Here is a 17,545-nt window from a genome sequence, read left to right as displayed (position 1 = left end):
CACAGTCGAGGGGTGGTGCCAGGCGATCGGAGATTCCCGGGGGCGACCGTTGGTCATCCGGAACGAACCGTTCGGCGCGGACTACCCCTCCGGTGTCCTTGTTCCTCTGGACCGCGCCGACTACATCCTTGTTGACGCGAGTTTGCCGACGCTTGCGCGGACGCAGAGCGTGCTGCACGAGGTCGCGCATCTCGTCCTCGGGCACGCTGGCAGTGCGATGCACTCCGACATCGATCCCGCCATGGAGGCCGAAGCGGAATTGGCCGCCGACCTGCTGTACCAGCAGATGATCCGTGCCGCCGCCAAGTCCGGCGGCGGGCCTAGCGAAAAGCCAGCACGACTGCGGGCTTGGCGGCCGGCGACGTGGTGGGCGGACCGTCGTACGGACTGGCACGTCAACCAGCTGTGGATCAAGCTGCGGGCCGGAATGCCCGACGCGACGATCGTCAGCACGACCACCGGTGTACCCCTGCCGGTGGAGGTCGGCGGGAGCCGGCATCGCCACCGCCGCGTCATCGAGGTTCACGATGCGCTGCGGCTTTTGCGCCCCTGGTGCAGCAGGCGGGTGCACGCCAGCGCGCAGCGGCGGGCGCACCGCTATCGCCTGGACTCCGCTACCGCCGCCGCGGTCGCGGACGCCGCCACACTCGCCGTCGCGCTGCGCCGGCGTCAAGCCGCGCTTCCCGTTGTCGACGACCCGCTCGACACGACACCACCTGTCGACGTGTCCGATGTGCGCGGGGAAACTCGGCGCCTCGCCCGTATCTCCTGCGCATGGCATGACTCCCCCGTGGTGGCGGCCGAGGTCGCTCGCTGGGCACCCCTGGTTGCGACCATCAACGCGAGCGACGAGCCACGCCACTCGGCTCTCGCGCAGGTGCTGTCGGTGGCGCCGCTGCCTGAGGGCGTCGCCCGGCGCGGCCGGTCATCCCGAGCGGTGCAGCCGCAGCACTCTCGCCCGCCCAGGTAGAGCCCGTGGCTGCCACAGCCGCGCGTGGTTTCTCAACTGGCTGGGGAACATTGCGCCGCCGAACAGTGAGCCGCTGCCCAAAGCACAGCCGAGGGCAGCCAACTCATCCCGTTCGTCTTCGGCTGCTATGCCGGGAGCGATGACCGCGAAGCCCAGGTCGATGGACAGGTCGGCCGCCGCGCGGATGACGGAGCGGGCGGGCCGCCAACCGGCGTCCAGCGCGTAGGCCGGGTGCAGGCGCAGGAAGCTCCAGTCGGCGGCGTTCAGTGCCTCGAAGCTGTTCTGGTCGCTGCCAAAGTTCGCCAGCAGCAGCCGTACTCCGTAGTGCCGCAGCTGCTCAATGGTGTTCCGATCGCGCAGCGCGGTCGGTTCCGCGACCTCCAGCACCAGCGATGACGCGGCCACGCCGTAGCCGCTCAGCATCTCCCGCAGAGAGTCAGCAAACTGCGGTGTCAGCGCACGTGCCGGCACCGGCACGATCAACGCTGTCCGCGGCAGCGCCTCCCGCCAGGTGGTCGCCGCCGACACCGAGCGTGCGACCACCTTGCGCGCGAGGTCCCGCAAGGCTTCCTCATCGTCGATGAGTTGGTAGATGTCCTCGTCGGCGGCAAACACGTCGTGTCGGGAGTAGAGGAATCGCGGCGTCGACTGCACCATGACGATGCGGCCGGTGGTCAGGTCCACGATCGGCTCGCAGGAAATCGACATACGTGCGTCCAGCAGCTCTCGGGCCAACGAGGTGCCGGGTACGGGGGCCGCCTGGTAGGACACCAGGCGGTCCTGTCCCGCGCGGACCGCCCGCCACATCACTCGCTCCGCGGCATCCAGCAGGTCGTGCGCCTGCGCGGCCGGTCCCGACGTCATTCCGGCGCTCGCCCGCACGCTCAACGGGCCCTGCTCGTCGGTGACCAGTCGACGCAGCGCCGCCACCGCCCAGCATGCCCGCTGGTAGGCGGTGTCCTTTGACAGGTTCCACATGACCAGCGCGAATTCCGCGTCGCCGACGCGACCGACAACGGAAGACGCGTCTCGTGCCGCTCGGCACAGCCGACTGGCGAGTTCGTTGAGCACCCTGAGCGCGCGGTCCCTGCCGATCGCATCGGCCAGGAACTGGTAGTTCTCCAGGCGGACGACCACGACGTGACAGGTTCCGGTCGCCTTCGCCGTCACGCGAGACAGCACCGCCGTCCGATTCGGTAGTCGGGTGTCGGGATCTTGGGTGGCTGCCAGCTCGTGTCGATGGGCATCTTCCGCCAACAGTCTGTAGGCGTGGACGCCGTCCAGGCTGGTCGACAGGTTCGCGGCGAAAGCCCGCAACGTTGCCCGCTCACGCACTGACAACACGTCACGCCGGCCTGTCAGGTAGAGCCGCACCATGCCCTGCAATCCGGTCGCATCGCGCCGGATCTCGTGCCGCACCACCGTTCGGGCGCCAGCTATGTCGGGAGCTTCGGATGCAGGGCCGTCGTACACGACTCCTGCCTCCCCCGCCTCGCTGTCGGCGCGCACCAGTCGCTCGCCGCCGTGAATCTCGATGTCGGCCGTCCGGGCGCCGAATAGTCCGACCGCTCCGACTGCGGCTGTGTGCAGGACGGTGTGCAGGTCCCGGGCCGACAGCGCGTCGGTCAGCGCTGCCAGGTGCTCCCAGGCGCGCCGCTCTTCACGAATGCGCAGCCGGTACGTCACCGCGAGGTGCAGTACGAGCATCACCGCAGGCAGGGCGATCATCGCCCGCTTGTCGAGCCCGATAACGACCGCGAACAGGCCGGCAGTGACGATCTCGCCGAGCGCGACGATCAGACGGGTGCGCCAGAGGGTACGCAGCACCAGCGCGAACGGTCTACTGGTTGCCAACATCACTGCGGCGCTCGTGATCAACTCTTCGATGGCGAACACGACGGCCGCCGCTACCAGGAGACCCGCTCCAAGACGTGCCAACTCTGACGTGTCCAGGTCGGCCTCGACGAAGCCGGGACGCACCCCGAAGGCATACAAAACCGCCGCTGCGGCGGCAGCCGCAACGATGTCCATGCTGGTGTTCTGGATCGCCTTGTGCAAGCCCGAGGCGCGGGGGTACCGCGTCACCATCCGTGCCACCGCCACGCCGACGGCCGCACACAAGATCACCCAAGGCGCCGGCAACGCCGCGGCACACACCAACGACGCGGTGGGCGTCAGAGTGATCCGAATTGGCATCCGTTGCGGTAATGGCGCCGAACAGATCGCGCCCACCGCCATCAGCGCCGCACCCATCAGCGGATACACGAAATAGTAACGCGCCGGTTGCCCCGCATGGGTTACCGCCCACACGAGGCACACCAGCGCCATAATGCAAACCATGGATGTCAATGCGACCAGCGCCCATCTTCCACGCTGGGTTGACATCAATCAGGCCCCCGTGTTCATCGGCCCAGTCCTCTCGTGCAAGTCGTCCACAGTAGCAGCCCACCACTGGTTCTTCAGCCCCACTCGACGCCCTTACGCATGCTGCCACCTCCCTAGGCCGGACCGAGATCAGAGGGAACATATGCCATCACATAGGCTTCAATCAACATGAAAGGTCTTTTTGGTCATCACTCGCGCACTGCGGCTTTTCCGTTGGCTAAAGAGGGGCGAAGTAGGCGGATCCCACGAAGGTTGGATCGACTGATGGGCGCCACGGGCATCGCCGACAGCAAGAAGACAGCGGGGTAGACGAATTCACCCCGGCTCTCCTGAGCAATCAGTCGGCGCCGTGACAACCACCTCGCGGTGAGGCGAAGATCGCCTCGGGGCAGCGCGGGTCGCCACGGCGTGCCTGACGTAAGAGGCTTGAGTAACGGACAGACGGTTGAGAGCCAATGAGCGTCAGGCATCGGCGGGGTGTCGGTGCTTGTTGTTGAGGCAGTGGCGGCGCATGCGGTCGAGTTCGTGTTGCATCCGAGGGCCGTCGGGGTGTTCGGGTCGCTGGGTCTTGTGGGTGGCGAGGGTGTCTGCGAGCAGTTGCCGTGCGGTGAGGCAGTCGCCGCTGTCGAACAGCAGTAGTGCGTGGGTGGCGTGAGCCGCGATGGTGGGCAGCGCGCGAGGGCCCAGCACGTGGTGGAGGTGTGTGGCGAGTTCGGCGTACAGGTCGGCGGCCTGGGAGGTGTGACCGGCGTGGCGGTGCGCGGCGGCGAGGACCTTCAGCGCGTGGCACGTGGTCGGGTTGTGGTCACCAAGGATGTTGCGCAGGGATCGGTGGCCGTAGGCGGCCCAGGCGATAGCGATCGGGGCGCGGTGGGTCGTGAGTAGAAGCTGCGCGTAGAGGACGGCGGCGGTGGCGGTCGTCTCGTCGCGTGCGGTGGCGCCCGTGCGGTGGGAATCGATCTGGAGGAGTCCGGTCTCTAGTAGTCCGAGTGCGTCAGTCATGTCGCCGGCGTCCATCCGCTGGCGGGCGAGGTCGAGCCGCTGCTGTGCGGTCAGGTCGGGCCGGTGTAGGCGTCGTGGTGCGGGGTGCCAGGTGATGTGCAGGTCTGTGGGGGCCGCGCCGACCGTGATGCGGCGGATGATGCCGGGTGCGTAGAGGGTGGCGTCGTGGGTCCGACCGCGGGGGACGAGGTGGGGGACGCGTTGCAGCATGGCCTCGGCGATAAGGGTGCTGATCTGCGCAGCGGGCAGCGGGCGGCGTGGGCAAGCCGAGCGGCACGTGTAGCACGGCTCTTGCTCAGGCAGATCCACGAGCACCATCGGCTGCGCGCACAGTCGGCAGACGAGCAGCCCTGGCGGCAGTGACACCGTCTCGATTCCGGTGGCGCGTGCCACCCATCGCCATACGGTGGCTGCCGGGATCTGGTGGTCCTGCGCCGTCAGTGTGGTGGCGCGGTAGAGGCCGGCGCTCTCGCCGCTGTTCAGGACGTCGGCTACCACGTCCGCGACGAAGGCGGGGGTCCACGCGGTCGGGCGCCGGGTCATGTTCTGGGGCATCAAGGGCTCTCGGATGGTGGAGGACAGCTCGGGCTTCGGCGGTCAGGCAGGGTGGAGGATTGCTGGACGTACCGGTCGGGCTTCCCTGCTCAGGGGCCAGAGTTTCGGTCCGTCGGGTAGGGCCAGCGGCAGGGCGGCGTGGTAGCCCTGCTCGCGCAGCAGGTCGCGGGCGGCCTCGGTGGTGACCACGGTGTAGGCCGGCCATCCGGAGCTGTCGACGACGGCGTGATGCCGTCGTAGTAGCTCGCTGGCGAGGCCCTGTCGGCGGAAGGCGGGGTGCACGGCCAGCCATGACAGCCAGTGGTGCGGCGCCCAGGAGCGGTAGCCGTCGACGACCGAGGTCAGCTGCCGCAGGCGGCGGGCCGCAGTGCCGGCGAAGGTGGTCAGGTGGTGAGCGCCGAGCGGCCAGGCAGAGGCGTCCGGGTCGTAGCGACGCCACACCGCGACTGCCGAAAGGTTCACGGCTACGTCGACGGTCCCGGTCTCGATGGCGTGGTCGACGTTAACGGCGAGCAGGCGGTGCAGGACGGTGACGCGCTGTGTCGAGTCGGGCAGCAGCCACCGCACGACGGGGTCGGCGTCGAGGGCGCTGGCCAGCAGCACCGTAATCGCGGCGACGTCGCGGGGCGTTGCCCTGCGCATCGTGGCAGTCAGGGCAGGGCTGGCCACTGCGCCTGCCTGCTCTGCGGTCACGGCTTCACCCCTTCCCTGGGTGAGGCGGAGGTCGGTGCCTGCGCCAACGCCTGCGGATCGAAGTCGACCACGATTGGCAGGTGGTCTGAGAGCCTGCGTGCTGCTGGGGTGTCGATCACGTGGTAGCTGCGCAGCGCAGCTGGCCGGGTGGTCCAGAAGACGTCCTCGCGTCGGCTCCAGCCGCCGCGGTGACCGCCGGTGGCCTTCCACGGCACCCGCAGGGTGGGGGCAGCGTCGTGGAAGCCACTGCGCTGCATCATCTGCGACGGGCGTCGGTCGGCTACCGGCGGCGCATCGGGGTCGTCGTTCCACCGGACATGCCGCGCGATCCACTCCGCGGGGAGAGCCGACCAGTTTGGCTCAGGGTCGTACTTAGGATCGGCGCCGAAGGAGTTCCAGTCGGCGCTCAGGATCGTCGCCTCCGATAGCGGTAGTTGCCCGGTCAGGGTGTAGGCGTCGGCGAGTTGCTTGTCGGGCGACCACGGGCCGAGGTGGGTGACCGCCACCGTCAGCGACACCTCCGCGCCGACATCGAGCCGGACAACACCCAGGCCGTGCCACATCAGCAGGTCATACGCCCGCTGGGACAACACGGCGTACTCCGGCCGCCACAAGATCGCCAAGTGGCAGTCGGAATGCGCTGCGGGGACTGCGATGGCCGCCATCCCGAGCGCCTCGGCTATCGCACCCACGAGCCGGTCGAGTTCCAGCGTGTCCGCGCCCACGGCATAGATCTCCTGCAAACACACCACGTCGGGGCGGAGGAAACGCAGCAGTTCGTGCTGCCCACGCCGCGTCACCGACCCCGACTTCCCATACGACATCAGGTTCCAGCTCACGGCACGCAGCGTGCGCCGGGTCATTGCCGGGCCGCCGGGTGCTGGCAGCCAGCCGCCGGGACGCGGGTGGTCGGGGTGCGGCGGCTGTCGGCATAGAGGCGGTAGCTGGCGGCCTCGGCAAGCATCACGGCTTCGCCGTCAGGCCCCATACGTGGGTCCAGGGGTGGGATAGGGCCGGTGATGGTGCTGTAGGCGGCGAGGAGGACGCCGGTGCTCGCATCGATGGTGAGGATGTCGCGCCGTGGCACACCACTGCCGTCGGTGTACGGGAGAATGACGTCCATTCCGGGCCGGTGGATGCGATCGGTGACGCCGGTCTGCACGAGCAGGCCGGGTTGCTGGACGAGCAGCCGTAACGCTGCGGCCCGGACCGGGCGGGTGAGCGCCAGGTGCTCGTAGAGCGCCGCGATCCCGCCGACGATGTGCTGGGGCTTGGTCTCCTCCGGTCCAGCACCGATGAGCAGGTGAGCACGCAGGTCAGCCGGCGTGCGTGGAGGCGTTCGCTCAAACTGGTCACTGGCGTGTCGGGTCCAACTGCTGTCAGCGTCGTGCGGGGTACAGCTGTCGGCGGCGACGAGCACGCTGAGCTGTCGGCCGCTGCGGGTGTCGTCGGTACGCCACAGCTGGTCGAACCGGACCCGCTCGGGCCACCCGGCGGGTCCGGGCGGGCCGATGATGTCGCGGTACCAGGTGCGGCGCTCGACGTACTGGTAGGCGCCGGAAGTGGTGTCGGCTGGCGCGTCGCTGAGGCGGTCGGCCAGGCGGGTCAGGACCGGGCCGGCGGCGACCGGCGGTGCGCTACTCGACGTCGAGGCGGGCGACGGAGTCGGCATCGAGACCAGCGGTTGCACCGTGGGCCTGGCGCAGGCGGCCACGAGGAGCAGCACCCCGAGCAGCATCGCGCCGGATCGGATCCGCGTCGCCGCATGACCTCCGACGGTCCGGAGGTGGACTCCTCGCGCACGGATGACGGCGAGACGCCGGCGGGGGCCGACAGCCTGGTCGAGCGGGTGGTAGCTGACGAAACGCTCGGTTCTCTGTAACAGCGTCAGGTGGAGGCCTGGGCTGGGCGGACCTACCACCGGTGGACTAGGCGACGGTGGTGAGGACATGGAAGCCGCACCCGTCGACGCTGGTGTGGGCGATGCCGCAATGCCGAGTTTCATGGCTACTCCTTCAAAAACGGTGCGGGTGTCCGTGCCAATTGGTGACGCGTGCGTGGCGTCGCCGGGCGGTGACCTGTTGTCCGCCGACTCGTCGTGCGGCGCGCTGGCCGTTGGGCAGGTGCGCGACAGTGCGCCCTCCGCACGTCTTGATCGCGTCGTGGACCGCGCCCTCGGGCACACCGGGAACGGCGTCGGCCAGCTCCACGATCGGGCCGGATGCCCCTAGGAGGGCGACGATGTGCGCGTCGGCGACTGTGGGTCAGCGGCCGGCGGGGCATGCCTAGTCCCACGTGTCCGACAGTGGCGTGGCTGGCCGGTCACGAACGTGGCCGGTCGGGGGAGGAGAATGGCTGTCGGTGTGGGGTTGGTGGCTACTGGATGTATGTGCGGTCGAGAGTGCGCAGGTAGACCCGTAGGCCGGGATCGTGGCTGGGCTGTCGATCCCGGGTGCAGGGGCCATGGCACGGCGGGCTCTCGGCGCATGGACCTGCCACTCGAAGCCGAGCCCGTCGAGGACGTCGATGCGCCACTGCGGGACCTTGCCGAGTCGGCGTTGCTTGCGGGTGTTGTGCGTAACGTAGCCGAGCTTGATGCCATCCTCACGGTGCTCGCGGGGCACTCGCAGGTGTCCCTCGCGGCGGGCGAAAGAGGCGAATGCGGGGATGTAGATTTCTGCCCACCGCGCGTTGTTGATCCGCCACACCATGCCGAGGGCGTCCAGGATCCACACCTGCTCCGCGTCGAGTTGCTCACCGTGGTCGCGTGGTCTGAGGTAACGCCTCCGCATGTTGTGGATGAACCCGCCGAGGTCGTAACCGTCCTCAAGGTGATATCGGAATACCACCAGGTGGCCTTCGCGTTCGTGGAAGGCCACAGCGGCGGAGATCCCTGCGAACCACCAGCGTGTGCGCGGATTGTTGTTGAGGCGCTCAACAACGCGGAGTCGAAGCCTTTCGCGGTCGTCGAGACTGCGGCCGTGCACGGGAGCGACGAGGTTGGCGTAGGAGGGGGGAACGTAGGCGGGCATGACGAGGGTATGGCGTCTTTCTGTCAGGGGTTGACTGAGTGCGGCGCGTGGCCGGGCCGAGCAGCACAGGCAGGCCATGTATGAAAGCCACGTCGGGATCAAGGCCGACGGTGACGCTTGACAACAGTGATGCCGCCAGCATCAGGTTCCGGATGAATGAGCAGGCACGTCAGCGGGGGTCAGGGTGCCCTGGTGGCCTGGTGATGCGGATGGTGGGCGACGCAGGTGGCGCGGATGCGGTGCAGCGCTGTACGCATCTGTGTGACGGCGGCTCGCGAGGGGCCATCGGGGTAGGAGCGGCTGTAGATGGTGATCGTGCGGACAAGCAGCCGCTGCGCCTGGTCGCAGTTGCCGGCGTTAGCGAGGACATCGGCGAGGGCTGCGTGGGCGGTCAGGGTGGCGCGAGCGGTAGGGCCTTCGGCATCGGTGTGCAGGCCGATGAGGTCCATGTAGCTGGTGGTGGCGTCGGCGAGGCGGTTGGTGCGGTGCTGCGCGGCGGCCAGGACGTGCAGCGCGGTGCGGGTCTCGACGGCAGTACGGTGGGGTTGGAGCTGACGCAGGGATTGGTGTGCCCACGTGGCCCACAGCAGGGCGGTGTGTACGTCGCCGTCGGCGAGCAGGAGTCGCGCGAGCAGAGCACCAGCTTGGGCGCTCGCTCCGTCACGCGCGGGCCCGTGGTGGGGATCGACGTACGCCAGTCCGGTGCGCAGGAGATCGATGGCACGGCCGTGCTGGCCGTCGTGGGCGCACTCCGTGGCGCGGGTCAGGCGCTGTGCCATGGAAATGCGGGGCGCGACGACCGGTAGGAGGCTCTCGCGCCAGTCGATCGTCAGGCCGGTGATGCCCACACGGACACGCTGGATGGCGCCGGTAGCGTAGTCGGCGGCCCGATCGCGCTGCCGTTTCGGCACCAGGTGCGGGACGCGGCGCAGGATCGCCGCGGCTACCTCGTCACGGATGACGGCGGCGGGCATCGGCGCCCGGCCGCAGGCAGGCGCGCACAGGTAGGCCAGGGACCCGTCCGAGTCGTGCAGCAGGATCATCTGCCGACCGCAGGGCTGGCAGATGAGCAGCCCCGGCGGGACCGGCGCGGTCTGGACGCAGATGGCACGCCCCGCCCATCTCTCCACGGTGCGGGCTGGTAGGCCGTGGGCCTGCGCCACAGCGATGATCGCGGCCGGTCGGCCGAGTTCGGCCGTGCGGTCTTCGACCGCAGCGACCATGTTGGCGACGAGCGTGGCTGCCGGCGTCTCGGTCCGTGCTGGCACGGTAGTGGTCTCCCCCGGATGGACGGTGATTGAAATGGGTCGGTCGGTGTGGTGGCCACTTGGTGGAGCCGGCAACCTCAGCGCTGACCTGACCGGTGCCTACGGTGCGGCGGGTGTGCGGTCAGGTCGATGTGGTGGGGGATGCCGCGTAGGCGGTAGGAGCAGGCGGCCCCGTGGCCGGGGATGGGGTGACGGGACGCGTAGGCGGTAGGAGCAGGCGGCCCCGTGGCCGGGGATGGGGTGACGGGACGCGTAGGCGGTGGCGACGTCGTGGTGTTCGCCACCCGGGCTGTTGGTGATGAGGTGCCGCTGCGCTGGTGTGGGTTGCGGCTCATCGGGTGCATGGTCACGCCGGTGCTCGGCTGCACGGTCGGCTGAGTGGTGTCGTAGCCGGCCTGGCGGAGAAGGTGTTGCCCGTCGGGCAGGGTGACGGTCCAGGATGGTAGGTCGATGCGGTCGTTCCGGCTGGTCAGGTGTGCTAGCAGTGCGTGGGCCCGGCCGGACTTCTGGTGTGTGGGGCGCACGGCGAGGTACGCGAGGTGGTGATGGGCGTGGGTCGGTTGCCGGCTGGCGATGATGTCGTCCAGGGCGAGGAAACGCTCTGCGTGCGGTCCGGCGGCGGTGGCGAGGCGAGTGGTGTATTTGCGCGGTGGGGGAATTGGCCCTAACCGGTGGAAGCCGACTGCGACGGCAGCGAGGTCGGTAGCAGGGCCGGTAGCGACGTAGACGTCGCCGAAGAAGAGGGCATGCTCGACCCAGATTTTGGCGACATCGGCCAGGACACGTCCGCGCTGTTCCTCGTTGGGTACCAGCCAAGCGGCAAGAGGAGTGGGCTGTAGGGCCTCGGCAATCACCGCGGAGACAAGGTGCTGCTCCGTCCATCGGGCGGCTCGAATTTTATGTGTCACCTCGTACTCCCTTGCTGGCTGGCTTGTTGCTGATGGGATGGGTGGCCGGCGGCAGGGAACGGGGGAACCGCTGCCGCCGGCCACAGGACCGGCCGCCGCCCTACCGCCCAGGGTTCGGCGACCGGTGGCGTGTCACCGCACGTAGATCACGATGGCGGCGATGGTGGCGATGGTGGTGCGGTGGGGGTGTCGGTGCCAGCACGGCCGCGCTCCAGCAGGAGGACGTAGGAGAACAGGCCTGGCCGGCGCCCGCCATCGAGCCATTCCTGAGCGGCGAGCAGCTCGCCGGTGGCCGAGTCGATCACCAACGTCGAGGTGGATCCCCCGGCGACGACTCGGAAGAGCAGTCCGGGTCGGCCGGCGAGGTCCTTTGTCGTGCCTCGGTACGTGATGCCGGGAACTGTCGCCAGGATGCGCAGGGCTGTGGCGCGTTGCTGCTGGTTGAGGTATTGGCTGGTGGCTAGGCCGACGACGCCGCCGGCCAGCAGCCTCGGGTAGGCGGGCTCGTTGACCAGCTCGGGCGGCGCGAGCAGTTTGGCCAGTTCCCCCGGGTCGGCCGGGATCGCACCAGGAAGGTAGGGATGCAGTTGTCCGGCCTCGTATCGGGTCGTGGTCTGCGTGGCCCGGCTGAACTGGTCGCGGTCGTCGGGTGTGGGCTGGTGGTTTACGCCACGCAGGTCCGGTGCCCGGCGGCTGATCTCCCGGCCTGAGCCGTTCGTGTCGTGGCGCCAGCGTCGTAGGTCGGTGCGGACGATCGTGTTGGTCGCGCGTGCCCACGTCTGCAGGTGCAGGTACGTGTAGGGCAGCTCGGCGGTGGTGTCAGCGGTTGTGGCGCTGATGGTGCTGGCGAGCAGTTCCAAGCGCTGCCGAGCAGTAAGCCCGGCGGCGGTTGCTGTCGTAACGGGTGAGGCGGACGGCTGTTCTGCGGATGGCGGACTCACGTCTCGTCCTGATGTGGCAGGGGCAGTGTCGTCGCTCTGGCACGCGGTGAGCACCACGAGGACGAGGCTGCCGCCGAGTAGTGCGCCCAGGAGTCGGCGCGCCGGTAGGGCCAGGTGAGTCATGGTTCACGCGCCCTTAGGTGCGCTCGCGGGCGTGGATGACCCGGCGTTCGTAGGAGCCCAGGAGTACGCGGGGGTCGGCCATGAGGCCGACGAATCGGTCGGCGTCCTCCTGAGTGATGTCGGTCAGGGTGGGATGTAGGTGGGTGACGATGTCGGCGAGTAGCCGGCATCCGGGTCCGCCTCCGGTCCAGGTTTCGGTGGCGGCGTGGATGCAGTGCTGCGCCAAGCCGTGGTCCAGGAGCAGGGTTTCGGGAGCGGCGGTCCAGGTTCCGCCATACCAGCCGGTGACGGCGCGTTGCACCTGGCCCATGACGGTGGAGATCAGGGTGAGGGACTCGTCGTCGGGGCTGCGGTAGACCCGGGGCGCGTTCGGTGTGATGTCGGCAAGGACGAGCCAGCCACCCGGACGCAGCCGGGTGATCATCTGCTCGACCACGTCTGCCGGGTCGCGCAGGGTGCCGTGGGGCCAGCGGGCGACGATGTGGTCGTAGCTGTCGGCCTGGCCGGGCAGGAGGTCGCGGTTCGGGTCGCGCTGCTGGACGTCGACGACGGGGGTGCCGGTCAGGTGGCTGGTGTCGGTGTCGACGGCGGTGACGGCCCCGTAGCGGCCGACGAGCTGCACCAGACGGGCGGTGATCTCGCCGGCACCGGCGCCGACCTCCAGTACCCGCTGGTTGGTCTTGATGTCCAGACGGTCCAAGAGAGTGTGGATGCTCGGGTTGAGCAGCTGGTGTATCGGCCCGGGGCGGGCCGGCAGTGTGGTCGTCATGGCAATCCTTCGGGTGTCGGCGTGGTTGGTGATGCCGGCGGCATCAGGTGCTCAGGTGGTCATCGCGGGAACTTGCCGGTCCAGCACGGCAGCGATGGTCAGGCTCTTGCGGGTCATGGTTGGTAGGCCGCGGTGGCGGTGGGTACGTGGGTGTGCCAGCGCAGGTCGACGGCGTGTGGTGTGTGGACGAGGACCTGGTCGACCATGCGGACGAGGTGCTGGCGCAGGTCCGCTCGGGTGGCTTGGTGCCACCGGTAGTAGGTGATGAGGGGTCGTTCGGTGGCGGTGCGCCGGTCGTGGGCGGCGGCGTGCCCGACGACGAGGGCCTCCAGGTGTTCAGCGTTGTAGAGGGTGAAGCAGAAGCAGACGTAGAAGCGGCGTCGTGGGGTGGCGGCGTAGGGCTGGAGTGTCTGCCAGCAGGTGGTACACGTGGCCAGGTCGGTGAGCAGCCACAGGCTGGTGTCGTCGCCGGTCACGGCGTCACCGTCCGGACGTCGTCGAGAGGTGGGGTGGTTGGCGACGGGGTCGCCGTCGCCAACCACCCCCCGCCGCCGGCTACGGGGTGTGCCGTGTGGGCGGCGGTGTCCACCGGGCGCGGCCGGGCCACCGTGCCGGGTGGACGGCGGCGAGGCACAGGGGTGGCCTCGCCGCGTCGGTGATGGTCAGGGTTCGTAGTCATGTCGGTGTGGTGGTCGGGACGGTGAGCAGGTCGTGCAGTTCCGTCGGGTACGCGCGGATGTCGGTCGTGGCGAGTTGGCGGATGATGCGAGCCCGGTCGAGCACGGCGATGTCATGTGCGACCTGGCAGGCCAGGGCAAGGTGCTGCTCGGTGAGCAGGACCGCGACGCCTTCGGCGGCGAGACTGATGATGATCGCCGCGAGTTGCCCGACCACGGCGGGCGCGAGTCCCTCGGACGGCTCATCCAGTAGCAGCACGTCGGGGGCGGCGATGAGCGCGCGGGCCAGGGCGAGCATCTGCTGCTCGCCTCCGGAGAGCTGGTGGGGTTGGTGATGGCGTCGCTGCGCGAGTGCGGGGAACAGGTCGAGCACCTGGCGGGCGTTGACGGTCCTGCGGCGGGTGGGGTGCGGTCGGGGCAGGGCGAGGTGTTCATCGACGGTGAGTCCGGCGAACAGGCGGCGGCCCTGGGGAACGAGGCCGATGCCGGCACGGGCCCGGCGCCGTGCCGGGATCTCGGTGACGGGGTGACCGTTCAGGACGATCTCGGTGCCGGGCTCGCTCGGGTGTAGGCCGGCGATGGTGTTGATCAGGGTGGTCTTGCCGGCGCCGTTACGGCCAACGACGGCGGTCACCCGTCCGGCCCGCACGTCGAGAGTGACGTCGGTGAGCACCCGCGCCCCGGTGTAGCTGGCACCCAGGTTCCGCACACGCAGGACCGGCGTACCGACCGCCGTGGCGGCGGCCGTGGCCGGGGCTGGGGTGGTGGGAGCATCGGTGCCGAGGTAGGCGCGGCGCACGTCGGGGTGTTCGCGGATGTCGGCGGGGGTGCCGGTGGCGAGGTGCTGGCCGTGGTGCAGCACGGTGACGGTGTCGGCGACGGCGGCGACGAAGTCGAGGTTGTGGTCGACCAGCAGCACGGCGATGTCGGCGGGCAGTGCGCGGATCAGCTGCGTAAGGCGGGTGATCTCGTCGGTGGCGAGGCCGGCGGAGGGTTCGTCGAGCAGCAGTAGCCGGGGCCCGGCGGCGAGCGCGACGGCGATCTCCAGGCGGCGTTGGTCGCCGTAGGCGAGCTGGCCGGCGGGCCGGTCGGCGTGTGCGGCCAGGCCGACCTGCGCCAGCGCCGTGCGGGCGGCGATCGCGGCGCGCGGCTGCGGGCGCAGCGCGGCGAGGCGCTGCCCGGGCACGGCGAGCAGCACGTTCTGCACGGCGGTGAGTGGGCGGGCCAGCGCCGGGTGTTGCCAGGTGCGGGCGATCCCGGCGCGGGCCCGGCGGTGCGCAGGCCAGCGGCCGATGTTGTGGCCGGCGTAGAGGATGCGGCCTGTGGTGGGGCGCAGGGTTCCGGCGATGAGGTGCAGCAGCGTGGACTTGCCGGCGCCGTTGGGGCCGATGATCGCGTGCCGGGCCCCGGGCGGCAGGTCGACGCTGACCTCGTCGACAGCCCGGCGGGCGCCGTAGGAGCGGCTGACGGCCTCCAGGCGTAGCAGGGGGACGCTCATGTCCGCCTCCCGGGGAGTCGGGTAGTGAGGCCGGCCAGGCGGTGCCGGGGCAGGTAGGCCAGCAGCAGGAATGCCAGGCCGAGGAGGGTGGGGCCGTGGCCGCCGAGTAGTCCGCCGGCCCAGTCGCGGGCGGCGACGAGGAGGATGGCGGCGGCGCAGGCGCCGATCATGCTGCCGGATCCGATCAGCGCGGCGGCCAGGGCGAGGGCGGAGACGCCCATGGCCGCGTCGGCGGGCGAGACGTACCGGGTGACCGCGACCAACAGGGCTCCGGACGCACCGGCGATCCCCCCGGCCAGCACGTAGGCGGCCAGCAGCAGCCGGCCGGTATGCTGCCCGGCCGCCTGCACCCGTGGCTCGTGGGCGGCAATGCCGCGCAGCAGCAGGGCGAATCGGCTCCGGACAACAAGGGCGACGGCGACGCCGATGAGCAGGGTGCAGGCCAGCACATACAGGTACACCCAGCCGGGCCGCACCATCCCGGTCAGGCCGGGCAGCGCCACGACAGGCGTAGTGTGGACGCCTTCGCTGCCGCCCGGTGCCCACTGATTCGCGGCGGCGTGGACGAGCTCACCCAAGCCGAAGGTGACCATGAGGAAGGTGGTGCCCCGGGCGCGCACCGCCAGCAGGCCGGTGACCGCGGCGGCGAGGGCCCCGGCGGCGGCAGCCGCGAAGAGCTGGACCGTGCCGAGGCTGGTCAGCATGGCGATGCTCGCGGCGGTGTAGGCGCCGACGGTCAGGTAGGCGGCCTGTCCCAGCGGCGCGAGCCCGGCGAGCCCGGACAGGAGTTGGGTGCTCATCGCGAGCACGGCCATGACCAGGGCGGTGGCGGCAAGGGAGATCAGGTAGGCGTTGACCAACCACGGCAGTCCCACCGCCGCCGCCAGGCCTAGGGCCCCGAGCGTCGGTATAGCCCAGGACGGCAGCCGAACCGGCCGGCGGGCCGGGGTGCCAGTGGACGCGGGGGCGGGGGTGAGGGTGGTGGTCATGCGGGCCGTCCCGGCAGTGCGGTGCGCTGACGGATGGTGAGCGCGGCGAGCATCGCGGCGGCGAGAACGAATGCAGCGGCCCCGGGGACGAGGGCGACGCCGAGGGTGAGGATCTGCCCGACGCCGAGGGCGGCGAGCAGGGCGCCGCGGATGCTGCCGAGGCCGCCGACGACGCAGACGATCAGTGAGTAGACCAGGATGGTGGTGTCCACTCCCGGCGAGGGGCCGATGACGGGCGCCCCGAGTACCCCGGCGGTCACGGCGAGGACTCCCCCACCCACCAACACCCCGGTCCGGACGATGCCGGTGCGCAGGCCGGTGGCGGCGGCCATGCCCGGATCGGCGACCACCGCGCGCACGATCGCTCCGGTGCGGGACCGCTCGACGATCCAGAACAACAACACCACCACCGCGAGGCCGACTGCAATGAACAGCAGCCGGTAGACCGGGTACTGGAAGCCGCTCAGGCTCACCGAGCCGGCGACCGCCCGGGGTGGGTCGACCGAGCGCGGCTCGGCGCCGAACACGGTGCTGAACTGGTCGGCGGCGATGTAGGCGATGCCGAGGGTCGCCAGCACCTGATCGAGGGGCCGATCGGTCAGCGGGCGCACTGCGGCGGCCAGACCTGCTCCCCCGAGGCTGCCGAGCAGCACGGCGGCGGCCAGCGCGAGGGCGAGGCCGGTCCAGCCGCCGTCGGCGAGGTGCCAGGCGAGGTAGGCACCGGCGAGGTAGAGAGTGCCGTGAGCCATCGAGAAGACCCCGGCCACGCCGAAGATCAACGTCAGCCCGGCGGCGATGGTGAACAGCAGCAACCCGTACGCGACACCATCCAGTGCGGTGATCGTGTAGGCGTTGACGAGCCCGCTCCAGCCCACGGCACTCCCCCTTTCTCTCTGGGTCTGCCGGTCAGGCCCGGGCGGTGCGGTGGCCGACGGTGGTGTGCATCAGGTAGCCCGACAGCACCAACTCCGGGTCCATCAGCACCTCCCGCAGCTCGGTCAGGTCCTCGCGGGTCATGCCGGCGTCGAGCAGTTCCGCCTCGCGCTGGATGGAGTTGGAGCGGTGCAGCAGGCAGATGCCGGTGCCGCCGCGCCACGACCGGGACTCGATGTGGCTGGTGACGTCGACCAGGCCGGCGCGCAGCATCGCCTCCGGTGCCCGTTTGGCCCAGCCCATGTCCGCCCCACGCGACTCGCCGAAGGCGAGCAGGGCGTCCTGGAACTGTTCGAGCAGCTCGGTGGCCCGAGGACTGGGGCTGCGGCGGATCATGTCTCGCCAGGTGCAGTCCCAGTCGGCCACCACGAGCACCCCGCCCGGAGCGAGGGCTTCAGTAAGTTGGGCGAGGACCTGCTCACGTTCGGGCAGGTGCATCAGCACCAGCCGCGCCACGACCGCCTGCTGCAAGCCCTCCAGCTTCAGGTGCCGGATGTCCCCAGCCCGCACAGTGATATTGGGGCCGGTGGGGATGTGGCGGGGGTCGAGGTCCACGGCGGTGACGTGCCCGCCCGGGGCGACCTGGTCGGACAGCCAGGCGGTCAGCGTGCCCGCCCCGGCACCGACGTCGGTGACGCTCCAGCCCGGCGCCAAGCCGTCCTCGACCAGGATCCGGCGGGTGCCGGCGTCGAGGATCTCCCCGAGGTGGCGAAGCTGGTTCTTGGCTTCGTCGGTGGCGTTGTCGAACATGTACCCGGCGGTCTGCTCGCCGGCGGTGGTCGTGGTCATCGTGTCTGTCCTT

At 70.0% G+C, this 17,545-nt stretch carries 16 protein-coding genes; 2 read left to right on the top strand and 14 right to left on the bottom strand.

What is annotated here, in order from left to right:
• The first annotated feature begins 49 nt into the window (after positions 1 to 49).
• Entirely contained in the window at positions 50 to 970 is a 921-nt protein-coding gene (locus tag DER29_RS29560) for a DUF6545 domain-containing protein (RefSeq protein ID WP_158619097.1), read from the top strand.
• Here DER29_RS29560 and DER29_RS29555 read toward each other — a convergent pair.
• The 7 genes from DER29_RS29555 to DER29_RS29525 form a co-directional block, all read right to left on the bottom strand.
• On the bottom strand, positions 926 to 3,298 hold the full coding sequence (locus DER29_RS29555; protein ID WP_158619096.1) for an EAL domain-containing protein: 2,373 nt from the start codon (positions 3,296 to 3,298) through the stop codon (positions 926 to 928). The genes DER29_RS29560 and DER29_RS29555 overlap by 45 nt on opposite strands.
• 519 nt (positions 3,299 to 3,817) lie before the next feature.
• A complete protein-coding gene (locus DER29_RS29550; protein WP_121400973.1) occupies positions 3,818 to 4,912 on the bottom strand; it encodes a hypothetical protein in 1,095 nt (364 codons plus the stop codon).
• Positions 4,913 to 4,954: 42 nt separating this feature from the next.
• Positions 4,955 to 5,554 carry a GNAT family N-acetyltransferase gene (locus DER29_RS29545; RefSeq protein ID WP_148710125.1) on the bottom strand — a complete coding sequence of 200 codons (600 nt, stop codon included), beginning with the start codon at positions 5,552 to 5,554 and terminating at the stop codon, positions 4,955 to 4,957.
• Positions 5,555 to 5,601: 47 nt separating this feature from the next.
• Positions 5,602 to 6,444, bottom strand: a complete 843-nt coding sequence (locus DER29_RS29540; protein WP_121400971.1) for an endonuclease/exonuclease/phosphatase family protein — start codon at positions 6,442 to 6,444, stop codon at positions 5,602 to 5,604.
• 20 nt (positions 6,445 to 6,464) lie between these two features.
• Positions 6,465 to 7,343: a hypothetical protein gene (locus DER29_RS29535; protein WP_121400970.1), complete on the bottom strand. Its 879-nt coding sequence runs from the start codon at positions 7,341 to 7,343 to the stop codon at positions 6,465 to 6,467.
• A gap of 547 nt (positions 7,344 to 7,890) precedes the next feature.
• A complete protein-coding gene (locus DER29_RS29530) occupies positions 7,891 to 8,637 on the bottom strand; it encodes a helicase associated domain-containing protein (protein ID WP_158619095.1) in 747 nt (248 codons plus the stop codon).
• Between the two features lie 179 nt (positions 8,638 to 8,816).
• On the bottom strand, positions 8,817 to 9,905 hold the full coding sequence (locus tag DER29_RS29525; RefSeq protein WP_148710124.1) for a hypothetical protein: 1,089 nt from the start codon (positions 9,903 to 9,905) through the stop codon (positions 8,817 to 8,819).
• A 240-nt stretch (positions 9,906 to 10,145) separates the two neighbouring features.
• Here DER29_RS29525 and DER29_RS34320 point away from each other — a divergent pair, with 240 nt between their 5' ends.
• Positions 10,146 to 10,283 carry a hypothetical protein gene (locus DER29_RS34320; RefSeq protein ID WP_158619094.1) on the top strand — a complete coding sequence of 46 codons (138 nt, stop codon included), beginning with the start codon at positions 10,146 to 10,148 and terminating at the stop codon, positions 10,281 to 10,283.
• A 676-nt stretch (positions 10,284 to 10,959) separates the two neighbouring features.
• Here the strand turns inward: DER29_RS34320 and DER29_RS29515 are convergent.
• The 7 genes from DER29_RS29515 to DER29_RS29485 form a co-directional block, all read right to left on the bottom strand.
• Positions 10,960 to 11,811, bottom strand: coding sequence for a hypothetical protein (locus DER29_RS29515; RefSeq protein WP_233600236.1), 852 nt, complete (start codon positions 11,809 to 11,811; stop codon positions 10,960 to 10,962).
• A 79-nt stretch (positions 11,812 to 11,890) separates the two neighbouring features.
• Positions 11,891 to 12,646, bottom strand: coding sequence for a class I SAM-dependent methyltransferase (locus tag DER29_RS29510; RefSeq protein ID WP_121400966.1), 756 nt, complete (start codon positions 12,644 to 12,646; stop codon positions 11,891 to 11,893).
• A 113-nt stretch (positions 12,647 to 12,759) separates the two neighbouring features.
• Positions 12,760 to 13,122, bottom strand: coding sequence for a hypothetical protein (locus DER29_RS29505; protein ID WP_121400965.1), 363 nt, complete (start codon positions 13,120 to 13,122; stop codon positions 12,760 to 12,762).
• 199 nt (positions 13,123 to 13,321) lie between these two features.
• The gene (locus DER29_RS29500; protein ID WP_121400964.1) at positions 13,322 to 14,821 is read right to left on the bottom strand and encodes an ATP-binding cassette domain-containing protein; all 1,500 of its coding nucleotides are present in this window, start codon (positions 14,819 to 14,821) and stop codon (positions 13,322 to 13,324) included.
• Positions 14,818 to 15,810, bottom strand: coding sequence for a branched-chain amino acid ABC transporter permease (locus DER29_RS29495; protein WP_121400963.1), 993 nt, complete (start codon positions 15,808 to 15,810; stop codon positions 14,818 to 14,820). Before DER29_RS29495 ends, DER29_RS29500 begins: the two co-directional genes overlap by 4 nt.
• Positions 15,807 to 16,685 carry a branched-chain amino acid ABC transporter permease gene (locus DER29_RS29490; protein WP_121400962.1) on the bottom strand — a complete coding sequence of 293 codons (879 nt, stop codon included), beginning with the start codon at positions 16,683 to 16,685 and terminating at the stop codon, positions 15,807 to 15,809. The genes DER29_RS29495 and DER29_RS29490 overlap by 4 nt, the downstream gene beginning before the upstream one ends.
• 31 nt (positions 16,686 to 16,716) lie before the next feature.
• The gene (locus DER29_RS29485) at positions 16,717 to 17,532 is read right to left on the bottom strand and encodes a trans-aconitate 2-methyltransferase (protein ID WP_121400961.1); all 816 of its coding nucleotides are present in this window, start codon (positions 17,530 to 17,532) and stop codon (positions 16,717 to 16,719) included.
• Positions 17,533 to 17,545: the final 13 nt, after the last annotated feature.

The sequence above is a fragment of the Micromonospora sp. M71_S20 genome (assembly GCF_003664255.1).
Lineage (GTDB): Bacteria > Actinomycetota > Actinomycetes > Mycobacteriales > Micromonosporaceae > Micromonospora.
Note: the sequence above shows the minus strand (reverse complement) of the source record. Positions and strands in the feature narration are given on the sequence as shown.

Coding starts and splice junctions, on each gene's coding strand:
- DER29_RS29555 (WP_158619096.1), bottom strand. CDS start 3,298: ATGGCGCTGGTGTGCCTCGTGTGGGCGGTAACCCATGCGGGGCAACCG.
- DER29_RS29550 (WP_121400973.1), bottom strand. CDS start 4,912: ATGCCCCAGAACATGACCCGGCGCCCGACCGCGTGGACCCCCGCCTTC.
- DER29_RS29545 (WP_148710125.1), bottom strand. CDS start 5,554: ATGCGCAGGGCAACGCCCCGCGACGTCGCCGCGATTACGGTGCTGCTG.
- DER29_RS29535 (WP_121400970.1), bottom strand. CDS start 7,343: ATGCTGCTCGGGGTGCTGCTCCTCGTGGCCGCCTGCGCCAGGCCCACG.
- DER29_RS29530 (WP_158619095.1), bottom strand. CDS start 8,637: ATGCCCGCCTACGTTCCCCCCTCCTACGCCAACCTCGTCGCTCCCGTG.
- DER29_RS29510 (WP_121400966.1), bottom strand. CDS start 12,646: ATGACGACCACACTGCCGGCCCGCCCCGGGCCGATACACCAGCTGCTC.
- DER29_RS29500 (WP_121400964.1), bottom strand. CDS start 14,821: ATGAGCGTCCCCCTGCTACGCCTGGAGGCCGTCAGCCGCTCCTACGGC.
- DER29_RS29495 (WP_121400963.1), bottom strand. CDS start 15,810: ATGACCACCACCCTCACCCCCGCCCCCGCGTCCACTGGCACCCCGGCC.
- DER29_RS29485 (WP_121400961.1), bottom strand. CDS start 17,532: ATGACCACGACCACCGCCGGCGAGCAGACCGCCGGGTACATGTTCGAC.